We start from the raw sequence: 20221 nt of genomic DNA, 5'->3' as shown, positions 1-20221 counted from the left end.
ACCACCCGCCTTCGAGGTTAGGCCTGGGCCACCGCCCGTTCCTTCATGTGCTTGACCATGCCGATCGCGGCCAGGGCGTAGTGCAGTCCGGCCCAGGCGTAGAAGCACAGCGAGACGATGATGCCCTGCTGGCTGGCCAGGGCCAGGGTGGTGCGGCACTGATCGGCCAGCGCGACCGGCGAACCGGCCGGAGCCACGCCGCCGGGGCAGGCGGCCGCGAAGTTTGTGGCGGTGTCGGGCAGACCAAATGAGCCAAACAGCGAAGCGATCAGGCCGCCGGCGTCAGGCGTATTGAAGTTGTACTGCGCCAGATGGTCGATCAGCCAGCCGGTGAACACCGGCCCGCCGCCGAGCGCCAGCAGGTTGAGGAAGAAGAACAGGATGGCCGTCGCCGTGGCCCGGCGACGCGGATCCACCGAGTTCTGAACCACGCCGAAGGTCGGGGCCAGATACACATAGTGGAAGATGCCGGGGACCAGCAGGATCAGGGCCGTGGCCTGCCAGGTCGGCTGCAGATAGGCCAGGACGTAGATCGGCGTGCAGATCGTCAGGCCGATGGCGGGCGTCAGGGCGTACCACTTGGCGCTCTTCTTGCCGGCCCAGTCGCTGAGGAAGCCGCCCACCAGGGTGCCGACCCCGGCCGAGAAGCCGCCGATCAGGCCGGTGATCAGGCCCACCTGCGCCAGGTCCAGGCCAAAGGCCCGCACGAAATAGGACGGCACGAAGGCGCCGGAGCCATAGGAGCCGAACGAGGCGATGGTCACGCCCAGCACCATGTGCAGCACGGGCCACTTGCCAAACAGCACCTTGGTCACGGCCCACATTTCGCGGAACTCGTTGCCCATCGAGAAGGCCGGCTTGGGCGGTTCGACCACCACATCCTCGGCTTCGAGCGGATGTTCCTTGGCTTCCGAATGGCCGCGCGGCGGTTCCTTGACCACCAGCTTGACGATGATCGCCAGCAGGATGCCGGGCAGGCCGACGATCACGAAGGCCACGCGCCAGCTGAACTCCTGGGCCAGCCAGCCGCCGGCCACGGCGCCGAACATCGTGCCCAGCGGGATGCCGAACGAATAGATCGACAGGGCCGTGGCCCGCTGCTTGGGCGCATAATAGTCGCTGATCAGCGAGTGGCTGGGCGGCGAGCAGCCGGCCTCGCCGATGCCGACCCCGAAGCGATAGGCGGCCAGCTGGGCGAAGCTGGCGGCGCTGCCGCACAGGGCGGTGAAGCCCGACCAGATCACCAGCGAGGCCGAGATGATCGTCACGCGGTTGAAGCGCTCGGCCAGGCGCGCGATGGGAATGCCGAGGATCGTATAGAGCAGGGCGAAATACAGGCCCCCCAGCAGGCCCAGTTGCGTATCGGTCAGCTTCAGGTCGACCTTGATGGCCTGACCGATGGTGGCGATGATCGTGCGATCGATGAAATTGAAAGTGTAGGTGGCGAGCAAAAGCCCCAGCACCGTGGCCTTGTAGCCGTTGGAATACAGCGGTTTTGTTCCGCTGGACGCAATCGCGTCTGCCATGCTGGCGCGCTCCCTTCAAACATTTGTTCTAATTGTTGAGGGGACTGTAGACGTAACGGAAGTCGCAGCGCCAGCGGGATTTGCCGGGGTGATCCAGAAGCCCTCCCCCCTTTGAAAGGGGGAAGGGGGACGTCACAGAATCTAGGCCACCATGTCCTCGCGGATGGTCTTTCGGGCCTGCCAGAACAGGGCGAAGGCGCCCAGGCCCAGCAGGGTCGAGACGATGAGGGCCCAGCGCACGCCTTCGGCGGCGCCCATGCCCATCGGCCCGGCGAAGAAGTCGCTCAGGGCGCCGACGCCCAGGGGGCCCAGGCCCAGACCGATCAAGTTGATGATCAGCAGCAGCACCGCCGCAGCCGTGGCCCGCATCGCCGGGTCCACAATGCTTTGCGCCGTGGCATAGACCGGGCCGTACCAAAGGGTGCCCAGCAGGGTCGGGATGGTCAGCACCAGCAGGGCCGGCATGGCGCTCGGCAGGTTGATGGCCAGGATGTAGAACGGGATGGCGATCACAGACGCGACCGCCGGAACGATGACATAGGCCCGCAGGTCCTTGGCCCCCAGTCGGTCGGCCAGAACCCCGCCCAGCCAGGCTCCGATCACCCCGGCGGTGCCGCCGATCAAGCCCAGGGCCAGACCCAGGAAGCCGGCGGACTTGAGGCCAAACATCGCCGCCAGCTCCGCCAGTTCGGCCGTATGGTTGCGGAAGAAGAACGAGGCGGTGAAGGGCGCATGGCCATAGCCGATAAAGGCCTTGATCGAGGCGGCCAGGGCCACCAGCCAGAAGGTCTTCTTGGTGGCCAGCACCGCCAGGGCGGCGCCGAAGCTGATCTGCGAGGCGGCGCGGGCGGCGATGTCGGCGGCCAGCTGGCGGCGCGGCTCGACCAGGGTGAAGGCTGCGATCAGGGCGAAGATGATACCCGGCGCGCCGGCCACCATGAAGGCGACCCGCCAGCCATAGGCGTCGGCCACCAGCCCGCCCATGGCCATGCCGGCCAGGGTGCCCAGCGGCGTGCCGATGGAATAGAAGGCGATGGCGCTGGCCCGTTTTTCCCGGGGCACATAGTCGCTGATCAGCGAGTGGGCGGGCGGGGTGCAGCCGGCCTCGCCGACCCCCACGCCGATGCGCGCCAGGATCAGCTGCCAGAAGTTCTGGGTGAAGCCGCACAGCACGGTGAAGCCGCTCCAGACGGCCACAGAGATGCCGATGATCATCGGCCGGTTCTTGGTCTCGGCCAGCCGGGCGATGGGGATGCCCAGCACGGTATAGAAGATCGCAAACGCCAGGCCGGTCATCATGCCCAGCTGCCAGTCGGCCAGACCAAGCTCGGCCTTGATCGGCTCGGCCAGGATATTGACCACCTGCCGGTCCAGGAAGTTCAGGGTGTAGATGATCAGCAGCACCCACAGGGCGTAGCGGCGATAGCCGGCCGAGACGGGGTTGATAACCGGCGACGGTGTGGCCGTTTCCGCCATGGGCGTCTGCTCCCTCGAACGTTTGTTCTAATTGTTGTGGCGACTTTAGACGCAGGTTAATCGGGATGGCTACCCGCCATCTGCCGTCAGGAAATACGCGTCATGGAAATCGTTATCGGCACCCGCAAATGGTCCAGCTGGTCGATGCGCCCCTGGCTGGCGCTCAAGCACACCGGCGCGGCGTTCACCGAAACCCTGATCCAGCTGCGCCAGGTCGGGCTGTCCGAAGAGATCGGCAAGCACTCGCCCAGCAACCTGGTGCCGGTGCTGAAGGACGGCGATCTGGTGCTCTGGGACTCGCTGGCCATCTGCGAATATCTGGCCGAGGCCTATCCGGACGCCGGGTTGTGGCCCAAGGACAAGGCCCTGCGCGCCCTGGGCCGGTCTGTGGCGGCCGAGATGCATTCGGGCTTCGGCGCGTTGCGCACCGAATGCCCGATGGAACTGGAGACCCGCGACAAGATCGTCGACCTGTCCGAGGCGGCCCAGAAGGACATCCGCAAGATCGCGGCGCGCTGGAACCAGCTGCTGGAGCGCTCGGGCGGGCCGTTCCTGCTGGGGGCGTGGTCGATCGCTGACGCGTTCTACACCCCGGTGGCGACGCGGTTTGCGACCTACGGGATCAGGCTGGGCGACTACGGCGATGCGGGGGGGGCGCAGGCCTATTGCGACCGGTTGCTGCAGACGCCGGAGTATCTGGCGTGGGAGCGGGACGCGCTGGCGGAGTAGGGGGGGGGGGGGCGAAGGTCTGTTTTGGGTGGAAAGCGGACCTGTTGCCGGCGCTTTCGTGGGGGTAGGTTCTCAGCATGAAGCTCTACTACATTGGTCCGAAAATCGACGTGAAGACGATGACCCCAGAGGCGATCGACGAACGGATGCGTAGAGCCGTTGAGCCCATTGCCGATCTGGTCTTTGCCCAGTTCAGACCTGACACTTTTCATGCTCTGGTTGGCCTGAGTTGCCTGAACCGTCCTGAGCAGGACGAGGAGGCCGAGGCCCCGCCTCCGTATCCGCCTCTTACTCAAAGGCAAGAAGCGTTCGGCAGATGGCGAGCAACACGTTTCGGGTCAGAAGCTGCCGTGCGCGCCGCACTCGTCAACATGGGCGACAGCGATGCTATACCTGAGCTCTTCAGCATCCGCTCGATCATCAGCTGCCGCTCCGTATCCTACGGCTATGACGGACAGGCATTCCTGTGTCTTCGAACGGAAGACGAGCCCCCGGTGTCCCCCGACGCAGATCTTGTTTTGGTAGAGGAACGCCAGGATCTCTTGACCGATACGGACTACGCCGACGGCGTCGAGGCCGTTGAGGATTGGTGACTTACCGTCCGCTATGGGTCGGAAGCAGATATTGTCGCCTGTCCCACAAGCGGACGCCCCGCGTCCCGCTCATCCTTAAATCTCTTGGAGGCTGCAGCGTGCCGGAGTGGAAAGGTCTGTCCGCCGACACCGCCTCCGGCGGCCGCGTTGCGGCGACGCGGAGCGTCGTCCTTGAGAGACCTTTCCAGTCCGGCGATCGTCTCGCCGTGAGATTTAAGGATGGCTCCCTTCGGCGCGAAGGGGGGCGGGTCGCCTCTCTAGTAGATCACCGTCATTCCCGCCCTTGTGGCGGGAACCCCTGTTTCAGCTGACCCGTGAAGCGCCAGCGAAGTGCGCGCGCACTTCGCCCCTGCCGCACCTGCGGCGGACAGAGGGGTTCCCGCCACAAGGGCGGGAATGACGGGAGTTATGGGGATTGGCCGTACTGTATCCCCGCACTTTCCAGATCAGACATGAGCGAATTCAATCACTTGTAAGATAGTCAATCGCGTCCATCAGACGCGCGCAAACCGCCCGCATAATCAATCTCACCTGACAGCACGGGAAGGGCGTCCGGCCGGCGACCAGCGACGGCTTTCAGGGGTGATCGAGCGGGAAGCGCTCGTCGGGGGTCATTGAATTGACCGCCCTCGTGACTGATCTGGACGGGCTCCCTGAAACATCGGGACGAAAACCCAGGCGGCGAGGGTTCGATGAGCGCAACAGGCATGGGCTGAAATCGCCCATGCGGTCTGGACGGGGTCGCTAACCCCTCCACCCGCCGGAGGCCGAATATCGAGAGCGGGTTAAAACCCCGCGCCTCGAAGGCTTCTGGAAGCAGATCACGCGGAGCGTCTGTCTTCGTCGAAACGGTACTTATACAAACCCTCATCCGGGCGAGGCCCGGACGCTCCGCGACCCTTCCCATCTCTTCAGCGGCCCACCGCGTGAAGCGGCGAAGCCGTGTCCTGCGGCCGGCGCGACCCATCGTCGCCCATTCACAATTAATGGCGATTCACCACGCCTCGCGACCCGGCCTTAACCAAGCGCCTCCATTCTGGCCTCGGAAAACGGGATTGGAATGGACATGGCCCAGCACGTCGAAACCCTGGTGATCGGAGCCGGCCCTGCAGGTCTGACGACCGCCTACACCCTGGCCAAGGCCGGGCGGGGCGTGACCGTGCTGGAGATGGACCCGGTCTATGTGGGCGGCATCAGCCGCACCGTCGACTACAAGGGCTTCAAGTTCGACATCGGCGGCCACCGGTTCTTTTCCAAGTCCAAGGAGGTGGTCGATCTCTGGAACGAGATCCTGCCCGACGACTTCATCGACCGGCCGCGCCTGTCGCGCATCTATTACCGCGAGAAGTTCTACGCCTATCCGCTGAAGGCCTTCGAGGCCCTGGCCAATCTGGGCGTCTGGACCGCGGCGCTTTGCATGGCCTCGTTCGGCTGGGCCAAGGCGCGTCCGATCAAGAATCCGACCACCTTCCACCAGTGGGTGCGCAACCAGTTCGGCGAGAAGCTGTTCTCGATCTTCTTCAAGACCTACACCGAGAAGGTCTGGGGCATGAGCTGCGACGAGATCTCGGCCGACTGGGCCAGCCAGCGCATCAAGGGTCTGGACCTGGCCGCCGCCATCATCGACGGCGTCAAGCGCTCGCTGGGCGTCCGCGCCAAGGCCACGGCCGAGGGCGCGCCCAAGACCCTGATCGAGAGCTTCCGCTATCCCCGCAAGGGCCCCGGCATGATGTGGGAGGCCTGCGCCGACAAGATCCTGGCCCTGGGCGGCCAGCTGCGCATGGGCCGCAAGGTCGATGGCCTGCGCTATGACAAGGCTACCCGCCTGTGGACCGTCGAGGTCACCCGCGCCGACGGCTCGACGGAGACCTATACGGCAGATGACGTCGTGTCCTCGGCCCCGCTGCGCGAGCTGATGCAGGCCGTGACGCCCACACCGATCAGCCTGTTCCAGGCCGGCGAGCTGATGTACCGCGACTTCATCACCGTGGTGCTGATCGGCAAGCCGCAGAAGGAACTGCCCGACAACTGGATCTATATCCACGATCCGTCGGTGAAGGTGGGCCGGGTGCAGAACTTCCGCTCGTGGTCGCCCGAAATGATCCCCGACGGCGTTTCGACGTGCCTGGGCCTGGAATATTTCTGCTTCGAGGGCGACGGCCTGTGGACGTCGAGCGACGAGGACCTGGTCGCCCAGGCCAAGCGCGAGATCGCCAAGATCGGCCTGATGAACCCCGACGAGGTCTATGACGCCTGCGTGGTGCGCCAGCACAAGGCCTACCCCGTCTATGACGACGCTTATGCCGAGCACATCAAGATGATCCGCCTGGATCTGAAGATGCACTTCCCGGGCCTGCACCTGGTGGGCCGCAACGGCATGCACAAATACAACAACCAGGACCACGCCATGATGACCGGCCTGCTGACGGCCGAGAACATCATCGCCGGCGAGACGATCCACGACGTGTGGGAGGTCAATGAAGACGCCGAATATGGCGAGGCCGGCGTCTCGGGGGCTCGTGAGGCTCTGAGCAGCGTCCGCGCCGTGCCGCGTAAGGTCGCCGCCTGAGCATGAACCTGCTAGCCGACCTCTGGCGTCGCCTGCCGGTGGGCCTGCGGGAACTGGGCCTCTACGGCCTGGCCAGCGCGGCCGCCCTGGCGGTGGACTGGGGCCTGCTGCTGGTCCTGCACGGGGCGGGGCTGAACTATCTGGTCGCCACGGCCATCGGCTTTTCCGCCGGCATCGCCGTGACCTATGGCCTGAGCGTTTCGGTGGTCTTCCGCCATCGCCCGATCGCTGACCGCAAGCGCGAGTTCGCCGGCTTTCTGGGCGTGGGCCTGGCGGGCCTGGTCCTGACCCAGCTTCTGATGGCCTTCTGGGTCGAGCGGTTGGCCATGGCGCCGGGTCTGGCCAAGATCCCGACGGCGGGGCTAGTCTTTATCTTCAACTTCACCGTCCGGCGGGCGCTGCTGTTTCGCGCGCCTCGCGCCCAGTCTTGAGCTTCGGGGCCGTGAGCGGGCCGGGGACCTGGCGGATCGGTCGCTGGGCGTTCCTGGCGGTCGCCGCATCCCTGATGGCGCTGAGCCGCGTGCATGTCGGCCTACGCCATGACGCCCGGCTCTATTTCGGCGACGCCCTGGCGCGGCTGGACCCGCAGGGTGTCGGCCGCGACCTGATCTTTGCCCATGACGGCCAGTTCGGTTTCAGCCTCTATACCCCGGCCTTGGCCTGGCTGGTGAAGGGGCTGGGCCTGGACGCCGCCGTGTTGCTGGTCAGCGGCCTGGGTCTGGCTCTGTGGCTGGCGGCTCTCCTGCTGCTGATGTCGCGCCTGCTGGCCGACCTGCCCGTCATCTGGCGCCGCGCCGCGACCGTGCTGGTCATCGTCGTCGCCCCCTATTACGGCGCGCATGAAGTGTTCGCCTATGGCGAGGCCTTCGCCACGCCGCGTATCCTGGTCGAGGCCGTGGGCCTGGCGGCCCTGGCCGCGTGGCTGTCCGATCGGCGCTGGCTGGCGGGCGGGATGCTGGTCGCGGCCCTGGCCCTGCACCCGATCATGGCCCTGTGCGGCCTGGCCGTGCTGTTTGTGGCCCTGTGTCTGGAAGACCGCCGCTGGCTGCTGGCCGGCCTGGCCGGCGCGGTGGTGCTGGCCATAGCCGCCGGCCTGCGTTTGCCGGTCGCCGAGCGTCTGCTGCTGGTCATGGACCCGGCCTGGCGGGCGATTAGCGAGGACCGCAGCCCCACCGTCTTCGTTTCCCTGTGGCCGGCCGAGGCCTGGGGCCGCCTTGCCGTGCAGGCCGTGACCCTGGGTCTGGCCGCCGCCCTGAGCCAGGGCCCGGTTCGCCGCCTGCTGACCGCCGCCCTGATCGCCGGATTGCTGGGCCTGGGCTTTGCCTGGCTGGCCGACGGCCTGTCGCTGGTGCTGCCGATCCAGCTCCAGACCTGGCGGACCCTGGCCCTGATGGCCATCCTGGCCGCCGCCGGTCTGGCCATCTGCGGGCGAGACCTGGCCAGGCGTGGCCCCACGGGCGTGCTGGCCCTGTGCGCCCTGATCATCGGCTGGACCTATATCGGCTGGGGCGCCATCGCCCTGATCGCCGCCGGCGTGGCGCTTGCCGCCGTCCTGATCGGCGACCGCGCCGCCTGGAGCGCCCCCAAACGCGCTTCGGGCGTGATGATCGGGCTGACCGGGCTGGTCCTGCTGGCCTGGCTGCTGGTTCGGCTCAAGGGCCTGCACCAGGGCCTGGCCGTCCTGCCGCCGGGGCAGGGCGTTGGTCCGGCGCTGATCTGGAACAGTGGCCTGCCGGGCTGGATCGCCGCGGTCCTGGCCCTGGGGCTGGCGGCGCGACCCACATGGCTCAAGCCGTGGGCCGCCATGCTGGGCGCCGCTGCCCTGGCGCTCCTGGCCCTGCTGCTATGGGACAACCGCTCCGACTTCGCGCGGCGACGCGATTCCGGGCCAGACCCCGCCCTGCAGGCCATGCTGGCCACGCGGCCGGGCGAGATTCTCTGGCTGGCGGGAGATGTCGAGCCCTGGACCCTCGCGGGACGGGCCAGCTGGGCCAGCAAGTTCCAGGGCGCGGGGGTGGTGCTGTCGCGGCCCCTGGCCATCACCCTGAACGCCCGAATCGATCGGCTGATCGCCGCCGGTCTGGTCGGCGAAGACTGGCGTACGCCGTTTGGCCTCGCGCCATCATCGCCGAAAGTCCCGACCCTGGCGCGGGTGTCAGCGGTGTGCGCCGGCGCCGATGCTCCGGCGTGGATCGTCGCGCCGCTGGCGCCCGAGGCCAGGCTGGATCCGGCGCTTGCCAGCCGCCTCTGGACGCCGAACGCGCCCTACGAACTCGACCTTGGCGCACGTTGGTTCGTGGCGACGCGCTACGCGGTGATACCCTGCGCGGGCCGTTGAATTCCGTCGTTTGAGCGCTCTTGCAGTGCGTCTGGGGTGCGCAGCGACCGCGCGCTCCAGCAGACCAGATGCACGAACAGGTCGATCAGGCCGATGATGGCCGCGACCGCGAAAATTCCGGATGTGATGATGATGACGAGGGTGGTCATGGAAGCTCTCCCAAGCTGCGGGACTAACCGTCCGCTGGGCGTTTTGTTCCCCTGATAGCGCTCCCAAATCCATGCTGCGGCGCACCCTCTCTTGACAACGTTGTCACGTCTGGAAGGAATGCCGCGTCCCGCGAAGACGGACAGGGGAGTGAAACATGACAGGCTTGGGTTGCGGCGCGCCGATGCGCGCCACGGTGAATGGATCGGCGAAAAGCCGGTCGTCGCGGAACGAGGTCTGATCGATGGCTAGCACCGCAACCGCCCAGAAGGGCAAGGGCGTGGCCCTGGCCGTCGTCTATGTCACCTGCCTGTTCTTCATCTGGGCCCTGGTCACCAACCTGCTGGATCCCCTGCTGAAGACCATGAAGACGGTCTTCACCCTGAGCCCGGTCCAGGCCAACCTGACGGGCTTTGCCTTCTTCATCGCCTATGGCCTGATGTCGCTGCCCTCGGCGGCGTTCCTCTCGAAATTCGGCTATGCCAGATCGGTGATGGTCGGCCTTGGCGGTATCGTCGCCGGCTGCTTCATCGCCATCGCGGCGGCCAAGCTTCATACCTACAGCCTGGTGCTGACTGCCCTGTTCGTGATGGCCTCGGGCATCACCCTGCTGCAGGTGGCCGCCAATCCGCTGATCGCCTCGCTGGGCAAGCCCGAGGACTCCTCGTTCCGGCTGAACCTGTCCCAGGCCTTCAACTCGCTGGGCGCGGCCTGCGGCCTGTGGTTCGGCGCCAACTTCCTGCTCAAAGGCGAGATCTTCGAGAAGGATATCGTCGTCACCCAGGCCATGCGCGAGCAGGCCCTGGGCTTTGTCTCGAACGTCTATCTGGCGATCGGCCTGGGCCTGGCCCTGTTCATCCTGGCCATCTTCCTGGTGCGCCAGCGGATCACCGACGCCGCCCCCAAGACCGGCAAACTGGTCAGCCCGTTCACCGCCCTGAAGTCCAAATGGGCCAATCTGGGCGCCTTGGGCATCTTCGTCTATGTCGGCGCCGAAGTGGCGATCTCGCTGAACCTGCTGCTGTTCCTCGAGCAGACCAACATCCTCAACATCTCGGCCGAGCAGGCCGGCAAGCTGACCACCTTCTACATGGTGTTCGCCATGATCGGCCGCTTCGGCGGCTCGGCGCTGCTCAAGGTCGTGAAGGACTATGTGCTGCTGGCGGGTGTGGCCCTGGGTGCGATCGCGCTGTGCTTGGTGGTGATCGTCACCAGGGACATGGTCCCGACTGCCCATACCGGCGTGCTGAACCTGTTCCTGGCCCAGGCGCCGCTGACCAGCGGCCTGATCCCCGCCGGCGCAGCCCTGCTGATCGGCCTGTTCAACTCGATCATGTTCCCGACCATCTTCACCCTGACCCTGCAACGGTCCTCGGCGCCCACTTCGGCGACCTCGGGCCTGCTGTGCATGGCCATTGTGGGCGGCGCTGTCCTGCCGCTGGTGTTCGCCTCGATCGAGCAGGCGACCGGTTCCAAGGCCCTGGCCTTCGCCGCGCCGCTGATTTGCTACGTCTATGTCCTGTGGTTCGCGCTGGCCGCCAAAAAGGCGCCCGTGCACGAGATCACCGAGGAAGTGGTCGGCGGCCACTAACGCCTCGACCGGATTAGCTGACGACGCCCGTCGACGCCCTCCAGCGTCGGCGGGCGTTTTGCTGTCCGGGGCGCCACGATCCTGACGCGGGGGCGTGATGTTCAGAGGCTGACGAGTTCGGGTCAGTCATGGATTTGCGATGCGCGACGGAGCGGCAGGCCTGAGGACGGAACGCCGCAAGCCGGCCGGGGGAGGCCGCCTTTTGGCGGTGACGGTCAGCCTGGCCGCCCATGCGCTGGTCCTGACCGGGCTGCTTCTGTCGCGTCCCGCCGCGCCGCCCGTCGAGCCGGAGTCGATCATCGTCTCGATGCTCGAGCCGCCCGCGCCGCCCCCTCCGCCGCCTCCACCCCCGCCTCCGCCCGAGACCGCGCCGAAGATTGAGGCACCGGCTCCGGCCAAGGCCGCGCGTCCGCGCAGTCCCGCCCGGCCCACGCCCGCACCGCCGGATATCCAGCCCATTCAGGCCGCCAGGGTCGCGACGCCCGAACTGTTGGCGGGTCTGGGCGAGTCCGATCTGGTCGGCGCGGCCACCGCCGGGTCAGGCTCGGGCGGCGGCGAAGGCTGCAACATGGTGCGGCTGCTGCAGACGGCGCTCCGCAAGAACCCCCGGGTGCAGGCGGCCGTGGCCAGCGCCCATCCCGAGACGATCCGCGCCGGTCGCGCCATCCTGGTCTGGAACGGCGACTGGGTGAGGACGAGCAGCCAGGAGGGCAAGGGCCTGGCCGGGCTCCGTCAGGCGATCGCCATGGAGGTGGCCTTCGCGCCCGAGGCCTGCCGCGCCGAGCCGGTGCGGGGCCTGGTGCTGATCTCGCTGAAAGACGGCCCCGGCGCGGCGCGTCTGGCGCTGGGATCGCGCGCCTGGCGCTGGTCTGACCTGCTGTTTGCGCGCTGAGTTGGCGCCGCTTACGCCTCAGCTTTCCTAAAGCCGCTCTCGGAAAACCGCGCTGGTAAATCCCACTTATCCGCACGACATTGGCAGCCAGGGTACTTTTCAGGATCGATCATGGCCGCCGCGACTTCCAAATCCCGCTTCATCAGCGGCTTCGGCTTCCAGGTGCTCATCGCCATGGTCATCGGCCTGGGCCTGGGTCTGCTGGCCCGCGAGCTGGGTCCGGCGAAAGGCGAGGCGGGTTTCGTCCTGGCCGAGACCCTGCGCCAGATCGGTTCGATCTTCGTCCAGCTGCTGCGCGTGCTGGTGCCGCCGCTGGTGTTCACGGCAATCGTCGCCAGCATCGCCAATCTGGCCGAGCTCCAGAACGCCGCCCGGCTGGTCTGGCGCACCCTGTTCTGGTTCGCAGTCACCGCCCTGATCGCCGTGCTGATCGGCATCACCCTGGGCCTCGTCCTGCAGCCGGGCCTGCACACCACCGTCACGGCGGCGGAAGCCCATGCGCCCAAGACCAATGGCTCGTGGCTCGACTTCCTGACCGGCCTTGTGCCCGCCAACGTGCTTGGCCTGACCGCCTCGACCACGATCAATGACGCCGGCGCGGCCAAGACCTCGCTGTCGTTCAATGTGCTGCAGATCCTGGTGATCTCGCTGGTAGCCGGCGTCGCCGCCCTGAAGGCGGGTGAGGCCGGCAAGGGTTTCCTGGCCTTCAACGCCTCGGCCCTGGTGGTGGTGCGCAAGGTGCTGTCGTGGGTGATCCGCCTGACGCCGATCGGCACCATCGGCCTGCTGGGCAACGCTGTGGCGCAGTATGGCTGGACCACCCTGGGCCAGTTGGGGGCGTTCACCGGCGCGATCTATATCGGCCTCGCCCTTGTGCTGTTCGTCGTCTATCCGACGCTGCTGGCGGCCAATGGCCTCAACCCGCTGAAGTTCTTCGCCGGCGCCTGGCCCGCCATTCAGCTGGGCTTCGTCTCGCGCTCGTCGGTCGGCACCTTGCCGATGACCGAAGCGGTGACCGAGCAAAGCCTGGGCGTGCCGCGCGCCTATTCGGCCTTCGCCGTGCCGCTGGGCGCGACCACCAAGATGGACGGCTGCGCGGCCATCTATCCGGCCATCTCGGCGATCTTCGTGGCGCAGTTCTTCGGCCTGCAGCTGGGGATCACCGACTATTTCCTGATCGTCTTCGTCTCGGTGATCGGCTCGGCCGCCACTGCGGGCCTGACCGGCGCGACGGTGATGCTGACCCTGACCCTCTCGACGCTGGGCCTGCCGCTGGAAGGCGTGGGCTTACTGCTGGTCATTGATCCGATCCTGGACATGGGCCGCACGGCCGTGAACGTCGCGGGTCAGGCCCTGGTGCCGACGATTGTCGCCAAGCGCGAGGGCATCCTTGATCTGGATGTCTACAACGCCGGTCGCACGCCGGCCGATGCGGTCCAGGCCGCCGAATAGGCGAGCGCGGTTGCGCCTGTCGACGTTAGCGGCGAGTTTGCCCGCCTCAGGCGGGTAAAGGGAATCGATGGTGTCGAAGGCGAGTGAAGACGGCCGGTCCGGGCCAAGCCGTCGGTCCATGCTCGCCGGCGCGGCGGCCCTGGCGGGGTTTTCCGTCACCGCCCCAGTCCGCGCGGCTGTTCGGGCGTCCGACCGGATCGAGGCGCTACTCGCCCAGATGACCATCGAGGAGAAGGCCGGCCAGCTGTCGTGCTTCGCCGACATGATCCGCCCGCCGATCGGCGACATCAATCCGCTGGTCAATATCCGCAACGCCCAGACCCTGCTGGCCGAAACCCGCGCCGGCCGCATCGGTGTGCTGATGAACGGCATGGGCACGGCCGGGGCGCTGGAGGCCCAGAAGGCCGCCGTCGAGGGCTCGCGCCTGAAGATCCCGCTGATCTTCGCCGCCGACGTGATCCACGGCTTCCGCACGGTCTTCCCGATCCCGCTGGCCGAGTCCGGCAGCTTTGACCCCCACCTGTGCGAGCGCACGGCCCGCGCGGCGGCGTCCGAGGCCAGCGCGTCTGGCCTGCACTGGACCTTCGCGCCGATGGTCGACGTGGCCCGCGACCAGCGCTGGGGCCGTGTGGCCGAGGGCGCCGGCGAGGACGTCTATCTGGGCGAGGTGCTGGGCGCGGCCCGAGTGCGCGGCTTCCAGGGCAAGGACCTGAAGGCCGAGGACAGCATGCTGGCCACCCCCAAGCACTTCGCCGCCTACGGCGCTGTGACGGCGGGGCTGGAATACAACGCCGTCGAACTGTCGGAAGCTACGCTGCGCGAGGTGCACCTGCCGCCGTTCCAGGCCGCCTTCGACGCCGGCGCCCTGACCACCATGTCGGCCTTCAATGACATCAATGGCGTGCCCTCCACCGCCAACAAGCGCCTGCTGACCGACGTGCTGCGCGGGGAGTGGGGCTTCAAGGGTGTGGTGATCTCCGACTACACCGCCGATCAGGAGCTGGTGGCCCACGGCTATGCCGTCGATGACCGCGACGCGGCCCGCCACGCCATACTGGCCGGCGTCGACATCAGCATGCAGAGCGGCCTCTATCTGCGCTACCTGCCGGAACTGACCGCCTCGGGCGCGGTGCCGATGGCCGTGGTCGACGCCTCGGTGCGCCGGGTGCTGGCGCTGAAGGAAGCGCTGGGCCTGTTCGACAATCCCTACCGCTCGATCAACGACAAGGTCGAGGCGATGCGCACGGCGACGCCGTATCTGCGCCAGCTGAGCCGCGAGTCCGGCGGCCGGTCGATCGTGCTGCTGCGCAACGAGGGGGCCATCCTGCCCCTGCCGCGCGGCGGCAAGCGCCTGGCCCTGATCGGTCCGTTCGCCGAGGATCGCGACAATGTCGTGGGGCCCTGGGCCTTCTTTGGCGACAAGAGCCTGAATGTCGACCTGGCGACCGGCCTGCGCGCCGCCATGACCGATCCGGCCAGTCTGATCGTCGAGCGCGGCTGCGAGGTCGAGACCACCCTGGCCGGCGGCTTTGAGCGCGCGGTGGCCGCGGCCCAGCGCGCCGACATCGTGCTGCTGGCGGTCGGCGAGAGCCAGGACATGACCGGCGAGGCCAAGTCGCGCACCGACATCCGCATCCCGCCCGTCCAGCAGCGTCTGGCCGAGGCCATCGCCGCGACCGGCAAGCCCGTCGTCGTGCTGCTGCGCCACGGCCGGGCCATCGCCCTGGAAGGCGTTGTGCGCGACGCCAAGGCGATCCTGGCCACCTGGTTCTTGGGCAGCGAGATGGGCAACGCCGTCGCCGACGTGCTGTTCGGCGCGGTCAATCCGTCGGCTCGCCTGCCGGTCAGCTTCCCGTTGGAGAGCGGGCAGGAGCCGTTCTTCTACAACGGCCGCACCACCGGCCGCCCGGCGCCGGTTGATCCTAACGCCCAGGAGTACAAGGCCCGCTGGCGGTCGATCCGCAACGAGGCCCTGTATCCGTTCGGCTTTGGCCTGGGCTATTCGACCTTCGCGCTGACAGACCTGAAGCTCAGCACGCCCCGGCTGCGCTGGAGCGACACGCTGCACGTCACGGCCAGGGTCGCCAATACCGGCCCGGTCCATGGTGAGCACGTGGTCCAGCTCTATATCCGCGACCGCGTCGCCAGCCGGACCCGCCCGGTGCGCGAGCTGAAGGGCTTCCAGCGCGTCGCCCTGGCTCCCGGCGCCAGCCGCGAGGTGAAGTTCGAGATCCGGCGCGAGGCTCTGATGTTCGTCGGCGACCAGGACCGCTGGATCGCCGAGCCGGGCCTGTTCGATCTGTGGGTGGCCAATTCGTCGGTCGACGGCCTGGCGGGCAGTTTCGAGCTGCTGAAGGCCTAGACGCGCCGCTTACGGAGATTGGCGTTGCGAAACGCCAGATTTCCGCAGCTCACGGTCGGGCAACAAGCCGGACACGCCCCGGCCACCCAGCCTCGCTAGGCCTTCGCGACGTCTCGTGAAGGTCTATCCATGCTGCGCAAGCTCCTCGTCGCCACGGCCGCCGCCGCTCCCCTGCTCGCCTGCGCGGGCGCCGCCCTGGCCGAGGTGGAGGTCACCAGCAGCAGCCGCACCACGCCGATCAGCACCTCCAGCCCCAATGGCGGCGCGGCCGATGATGTGAAGGTCACGGCCGATGGGGTGATCACCCTGAGCGCCTCAGGCGGGATGATCACGCTGGACAGCGACAACCTGGTCACGATGAACGGAGGCCTGGCCAGCATCGACGTTTCCGACTCGGTCGGCATTCTGGTGCTGGGCGGCCATGCGGGTTCGGTCACCAACGCCGGCTCGATCAGCCTGACCGAGGACTACGACTACGAAGACAGCGACGAGGACGGCGACCTCGACGGCGTCTTCGCCAAGGGGACCGGGCGCTATGGCATCCGCATCGTCGGTCCCGGAACCTTCACGGGCGATATCGTCAACGCCTCGGCCGGCACGATCTATGTCGAGGGGACAGGCTCGGCGGGCGTCAGCCTGGAAACCGGTCTGGTCGGAGCCCTGACCCAGGCGGGAACCATCACGGTCGTCGGCGACAACAGCTATGGCGTCCGCGTCGGCGGGTCGGTGACCGGCGATGTCACGGTCGAGGGGGCGGTCAGCGTCACGGGCGGCGGGGCGACCGGCGTGGCGATCGACAGCGCCGTCGACGGCGCCTTCGTCATCCAGGGCTCGGTGACGACCACGGGCTATCGCTACACCAGCCGGATCAGCGATCCCGACGACCGGGCCCTGCTGGACGCCGACGACATCCTGGAGAGCGGCTCGGCGGTGCGGGTGACGGCCGATGTCGGCGGCGGCGTGCTGCTGGACACCGCGCCCACCGACACCAATGACGACACCAGCGACGACGAGGATGGCGACGGCGTCACCGACAGCAGCGAAGGCGCGGCCTCGGTCACCGTCTATGGCGGCGCGCCGGCTCTGAAGATCGGCTCGGAAAGCAACACGGTCACCCTCGGGGCGGTGGGAACCGGCGACGACGCCTATGGCCTGATCATCCGGGGCTCGGTTGCGGCCGTGGGGTCGCTGGACAACATCGAGACCACGGCGGTGCAGCTGGGCGGCGACGCCGGCTATTCGACCCTGATCACCGGCGGCGTGCGGTTGAGCGGCTCGCTGAGCGCCAGCGCCTATGAGGCCCAGACGACCGGGCTGCGGCTGAAGTCCGGCGCGGTGGCCGACAGCCTGTGGAACACCGGCGCGATCAGCGCCTACACGGTCTCGGACGGCGACTATTCGGCCCGCGGCCTGGTCATCGAGGCCGGGGCGTCGATGACCAGCCTGGTCAATGCGGGCAGCATCCTGGCCTCGGTCTCCGGCGAGGCGGGGTCCGCCTATGCGGTTCTCGACAGGGCCGGGACCCTGAACAGCATCGTCAACACCGGCTCGATCGCCGCCTATGTGGTCGCCACCGACGACGACTACGACCTGGACGACGACAATGACGACGCCACCGACGAGACGGTCACGGGCAGGGCCGTCGCCATCGACCTGAGCCAGAACACCACCGGCGTCTCGATCGTCCAGTCGGGCGTCAATGACGGCGACGATGGCGATGACGAAGTGGCCGACACCGATACGGACGGCGACGGGGTGGACGATGGCGACGAGCCGAGCATCGTCGGCAAGGTGCTGCTGGGGTCCGGCGACGACAGCGTCAGGATCCTCAACGGCGTCCTCGTGGGCGAGATCGTGTTCGGCGCGGGCGCCGATACGCTGGTGGTCGACGGCGGCGCCTCGGTGCTGACCTATCTGTCCGACTCTGACGGCCGGCTGGACGTCACCGTTGGGACCGGCGCTCTGGGCCTGACCAACACCGGCGACATCAAGGCCACCAGCCTGACCCTGGGCGCCGACAGCAAGCTGATCTTCAGCGTCGACCCCGAGGCGGGCACGGCGACGCGGTTCGTGGTCGATAGGGCCACCATCGCCTCGGGCGCCAATCTGGGTCTGTCGCTGAACAACCTGCTGACCGACGCGACGACCTATGAAGTCATCAAGGCCGGCAGCCTGACGGCGGGGACGATCAGTCAGGACCTGCTGGGCGACGCGCCGTTCCTCTATGTCGCCAACGCCTATCAGGCGGGCGACAGCGTCAATATCGACGTGCGGCGGCGCACGGCGGCCGAGGCCGGCATGACGGTCGCGCAGGGCGCGGCCTGGGACGCCGTCTTCGCCGCTCTGGGCCAGGACAGCGACATCGCCGGGGCCTTCCTGGGGCAGCAGACCAGCGACGGCTTCTACAATCTCTACAACCAGATGCTGCCCAGCCAGGGGGAGGGGATGTTCTCGGCCCTGCAGTCGGCTAACCAGCAGATCTCGGCCGCCACGGCGATCCGCCCGGACAAGGGCGAGCGCTATGGCCCCGACAGCGTCTGGGTGCAGCAGATCAACACCCTGGTGCAGCGCCGGGACGGCGAGACCCTGGGCTCCGACACCCAGGCCCTGGGCTTCGTGGCCGGCTATGAGGCGATGGGCGATGCCGGCGGGGCGCTGGGCGCGACCCTGGCGGTGGTCAGCATCGAGGAGCATGACACCTATGCCAAGGTCGGCGAGGAGACGAGCGCCTCGTTCGTCCAGGCAGGCCTTTACTGGCGGCGCGCGGTCGGTGGCTGGCGGTTCAATCTGGGCGGCGGGGGCGGCTATGGCTGGCTGACCGGCGACCGCAGCTTCATCAGCGAGGACGCCGACAGCGACGGAACCGCCGATGTCATCCTGACCAACACCGCCCACTGGAACGGCGCGACCGCCAACGCCTTCGCCGGGATCGCCTATGAGCAGCCGCTGGGCCGCTTCTACGCCCGGCCCGAGGCGCGGCTGGACTATGTCTATCTCAGCGAGGGCCAGCGGGTCGAAAGCGGCGGCGGCGACGGCTTTGACCTGATTGTCGACTCGCGGGCCTTCAGCAATCTCAGCGGCGACGCCGGGATCGTGTTTGGCGCCAATTTCGGCCAGGACGTCTGGTGGCGGCCAGAAGTGCGTGTGGGCTATCGCCAGACCCTGGCGGGCGAGGTCGGCGACACCGTCGCCCGCTTCCGGAGCGGGTCCTCCTTCACCCTCAGCTCGGTCGACGACCGGCAGGGCGCGGTCACCCTGGGCCTGGCGCTGCGGGCCGGCTCGGCCATGTCGTATCTGGCGCTGGAGGGCGGGGCCGAGGCCTCGCGCAAGCAGACCAAGTACAATCTGAGACTATCGGGCCGGGCTATGTTCTAGATCCGGCCGCGCCACAATCGGGCCATGGTTTCAAGCGGGTTTCAGTACAATTCCGCCGGATATGAAATCCCCCCGCCAAGCGTGACTGATAGCCAGGGGTTTCCCCAGGTTTCGGAAGCATTGCCGCCGTGCGTCAAAGAATTCTCCTGCTCGACCCCGACCCGGCGGCCCGCGCCTCGCTGAGCGATCTGCTCTCGCGGCACGAATATGAGGTCGTCGCGGCGTCGTCTGGCCGGCAGATGGACCGGATCCTCAGCGAGATCGAAATCGACATCGTCGTGCTCGACATCATGCTGCCCGACGAGGGCGGACTGTCGGTCTGCGGGCGCCTGCGGGAGCGGACGCCATCTCCGGGGCTGGTTGTGGTCAGCGCGCTGGCCGAGGAGAGCGACATCGTCGTCGGGCTGGAGATGGGCGCCGACGACTACCTGGCCAAGCCGTATCGACCAAGGGAGCTTCTGGCCCGAATACGCTCGGTTCTGCGCCGCCGCCGCGACTGCGCTCGACCGGGTCGGGACGATGATCGCTTCATCGTCTACCGGTTCAACGGCTGGCGTCTCAGCGTCGCCGCCCATCAGCTGCTGGATCCCTATGGCGGGGTGGTCGACCTGTCGTCGGCTGAGTTCACGCTGCTGCTGACCCTGGTTTCCAGGCCTCAGCAGATCTTGACTCGCGAGCAGCTGATGCAGGGGCCTCGGGGCGGGGAGGGGCGCGTCGGGCCACAGCAGATCAATGTCACCATGAGCCGTCTGAGATCCAAGTTGAGCCATGTCGAAGGGGGGCGAAAATTGATCCGTACCGTGAGGTATGAAGGCTATCTTCTGGCGGCGACGGTGGAGCGGGTTTCGGCCGAATAGAACCAACTGACTAACCGAAATTAAGCGCGTTCCTTAAGGAACCGGCGAATCACCTTGCTTGGCCAGACATCGTCGGCGGTCGCTATGATGGCGATTGCGGCCTCGAACTAGACGTCCTGAAGAGGCCGCACGTAGCGGGGCGAGCAGAAAAACCATCGCTTCATTTGCTGGCTCAGGCTTTGATATTGAAGGCCTTTGCACAGATCTGGCCGTTTGACCTCGATCTTCTGAGGTCTTTGTCCGGCGTGTCCCGGGACTGCGGCCGCATGTCCCGTTGAAACCTATTGGAAAGAAAATAAGGTTACCGGAACTCG

General features: G+C 67.3%; 14 protein-coding genes and 1 pseudogene. 11 read left to right on the top strand and 4 right to left on the bottom strand.

What is annotated here, in order from left to right; translation table 11 throughout:
* Positions 1-17: 17 nt before the first annotated feature.
* Positions 18-1526 carry a spinster family MFS transporter gene (locus ACW176_RS19635; RefSeq protein ID WP_492110324.1) on the bottom strand — a complete coding sequence of 503 codons (1509 nt, stop codon included), beginning with the start codon at positions 1524-1526 and terminating at the stop codon, positions 18-20.
* A 141-nt stretch (positions 1527-1667) separates the two neighbouring features.
* On the bottom strand, positions 1668-3002 hold the full coding sequence (locus ACW176_RS19630; RefSeq protein WP_492110323.1) for a spinster family MFS transporter: 1335 nt from the start codon (positions 3000-3002) through the stop codon (positions 1668-1670).
* A 102-nt stretch (positions 3003-3104) separates the two neighbouring features.
* On the opposite strand from ACW176_RS19630, the gene ACW176_RS19625 reads away from it, so the two are divergent.
* Positions 3105-3731: a glutathione S-transferase family protein gene (locus tag ACW176_RS19625; protein ID WP_492110322.1), complete on the top strand. Its 627-nt coding sequence runs from the start codon at positions 3105-3107 to the stop codon at positions 3729-3731.
* A gap of 77 nt (positions 3732-3808) precedes the next feature.
* Entirely contained in the window at positions 3809-4324 is a 516-nt protein-coding gene (locus ACW176_RS19620; protein WP_492110321.1) for a hypothetical protein, read from the top strand.
* A 269-nt stretch (positions 4325-4593) separates the two neighbouring features.
* On the opposite strand, the pseudogene ACW176_RS19615 reads toward ACW176_RS19620, so the two are convergent.
* A pseudogene (locus ACW176_RS19615) lies at positions 4594-4730 on the bottom strand (hypothetical protein); the annotation flags it as partial.
* Between the two features lie 660 nt (positions 4731-5390).
* Here ACW176_RS19615 and ACW176_RS19610 point away from each other — a divergent pair.
* The 3 genes from ACW176_RS19610 to ACW176_RS19600 are packed head-to-tail and all read left to right on the top strand — an operon-like array spanning position 5391 to position 9231.
* Positions 5391-6893 carry an NAD(P)/FAD-dependent oxidoreductase gene (locus ACW176_RS19610; RefSeq protein WP_492110320.1) on the top strand — a complete coding sequence of 501 codons (1503 nt, stop codon included), beginning with the start codon at positions 5391-5393 and terminating at the stop codon, positions 6891-6893.
* 2 nt (positions 6894-6895) lie between these two features.
* The gene (locus tag ACW176_RS19605) at positions 6896-7324 is read left to right on the top strand and encodes a GtrA family protein (protein ID WP_419320775.1); all 429 of its coding nucleotides are present in this window, start codon (positions 6896-6898) and stop codon (positions 7322-7324) included.
* Between the two features lie 11 nt (positions 7325-7335).
* The gene (locus tag ACW176_RS19600) at positions 7336-9231 is read left to right on the top strand and encodes a hypothetical protein (protein WP_492110319.1); all 1896 of its coding nucleotides are present in this window, start codon (positions 7336-7338) and stop codon (positions 9229-9231) included.
* On the opposite strand, the gene ACW176_RS19595 is transcribed toward ACW176_RS19600, so the two are convergent.
* Positions 9201-9380, bottom strand: coding sequence for a hypothetical protein (locus ACW176_RS19595; protein WP_492110318.1), 180 nt, complete (start codon positions 9378-9380; stop codon positions 9201-9203). The genes ACW176_RS19600 and ACW176_RS19595 overlap by 31 nt on opposite strands.
* Before the next feature lie 242 nt (positions 9381-9622).
* Between ACW176_RS19595 and ACW176_RS19590 the strand changes: the two genes are divergently transcribed.
* From ACW176_RS19590 to ACW176_RS19565, 6 genes are all read left to right on the top strand, one after another.
* On the top strand, positions 9623-10969 hold the full coding sequence (locus ACW176_RS19590) for a sugar MFS transporter (RefSeq protein ID WP_419320779.1): 1347 nt from the start codon (positions 9623-9625) through the stop codon (positions 10967-10969).
* 139 nt (positions 10970-11108) lie between these two features.
* Positions 11109-11861, top strand: coding sequence for a hypothetical protein (locus ACW176_RS19585; RefSeq protein WP_492110317.1), 753 nt, complete (start codon positions 11109-11111; stop codon positions 11859-11861).
* A gap of 111 nt (positions 11862-11972) precedes the next feature.
* Positions 11973-13313, top strand: coding sequence for a dicarboxylate/amino acid:cation symporter (locus ACW176_RS19580; protein WP_492110316.1), 1341 nt, complete (start codon positions 11973-11975; stop codon positions 13311-13313).
* 67 nt (positions 13314-13380) lie between these two features.
* On the top strand, positions 13381-15675 hold the full coding sequence (locus ACW176_RS19575) for a glycoside hydrolase family 3 N-terminal domain-containing protein (protein ID WP_492110315.1): 2295 nt from the start codon (positions 13381-13383) through the stop codon (positions 15673-15675).
* A 129-nt stretch (positions 15676-15804) separates the two neighbouring features.
* Positions 15805-19050 carry an autotransporter outer membrane beta-barrel domain-containing protein gene (locus tag ACW176_RS19570; RefSeq protein WP_492110314.1) on the top strand — a complete coding sequence of 1082 codons (3246 nt, stop codon included), beginning with the start codon at positions 15805-15807 and terminating at the stop codon, positions 19048-19050.
* A gap of 128 nt (positions 19051-19178) precedes the next feature.
* Positions 19179-19907 (top strand): response regulator transcription factor, encoded by a 729-nt coding sequence (locus ACW176_RS19565; protein ID WP_419320786.1) that lies wholly within the window; start codon positions 19179-19181, stop codon positions 19905-19907.
* Positions 19908-20221: the final 314 nt, after the last annotated feature.

This window comes from Caulobacter sp. FV1ye13L, from assembly GCF_058681155.1.
This window is presented reverse-complemented; position numbering and strand designations above follow the sequence as displayed.

Bases quoted from the DNA above. Each gene is read 5' to 3' on its own strand.
- ACW176_RS19635 (WP_492110324.1), bottom strand. From the start codon at position 1,526: ATGGCAGACGCGATTGCGTCCAGCGGAACAAAACCGCTGTATTCCAAC.
- ACW176_RS19630 (WP_492110323.1), bottom strand. From the start codon at position 3,002: ATGGCGGAAACGGCCACACCGTCGCCGGTTATCAACCCCGTCTCGGCC.
- ACW176_RS19625 (WP_492110322.1), top strand. From the start codon at position 3,105: ATGGAAATCGTTATCGGCACCCGCAAATGGTCCAGCTGGTCGATGCGC.
- ACW176_RS19620 (WP_492110321.1), top strand. From the start codon at position 3,809: ATGAAGCTCTACTACATTGGTCCGAAAATCGACGTGAAGACGATGACC.
- ACW176_RS19610 (WP_492110320.1), top strand. From the start codon at position 5,391: ATGGCCCAGCACGTCGAAACCCTGGTGATCGGAGCCGGCCCTGCAGGT.
- ACW176_RS19605 (WP_419320775.1), top strand. From the start codon at position 6,896: ATGAACCTGCTAGCCGACCTCTGGCGTCGCCTGCCGGTGGGCCTGCGG.
- ACW176_RS19595 (WP_492110318.1), bottom strand. From the start codon at position 9,380: ATGACCACCCTCGTCATCATCATCACATCCGGAATTTTCGCGGTCGCG.
- ACW176_RS19590 (WP_419320779.1), top strand. From the start codon at position 9,623: ATGGCTAGCACCGCAACCGCCCAGAAGGGCAAGGGCGTGGCCCTGGCC.
- ACW176_RS19585 (WP_492110317.1), top strand. From the start codon at position 11,109: ATGCGCGACGGAGCGGCAGGCCTGAGGACGGAACGCCGCAAGCCGGCC.
- ACW176_RS19580 (WP_492110316.1), top strand. From the start codon at position 11,973: ATGGCCGCCGCGACTTCCAAATCCCGCTTCATCAGCGGCTTCGGCTTC.
- ACW176_RS19575 (WP_492110315.1), top strand. From the start codon at position 13,381: ATGGTGTCGAAGGCGAGTGAAGACGGCCGGTCCGGGCCAAGCCGTCGG.
- ACW176_RS19570 (WP_492110314.1), top strand. From the start codon at position 15,805: ATGCTGCGCAAGCTCCTCGTCGCCACGGCCGCCGCCGCTCCCCTGCTC.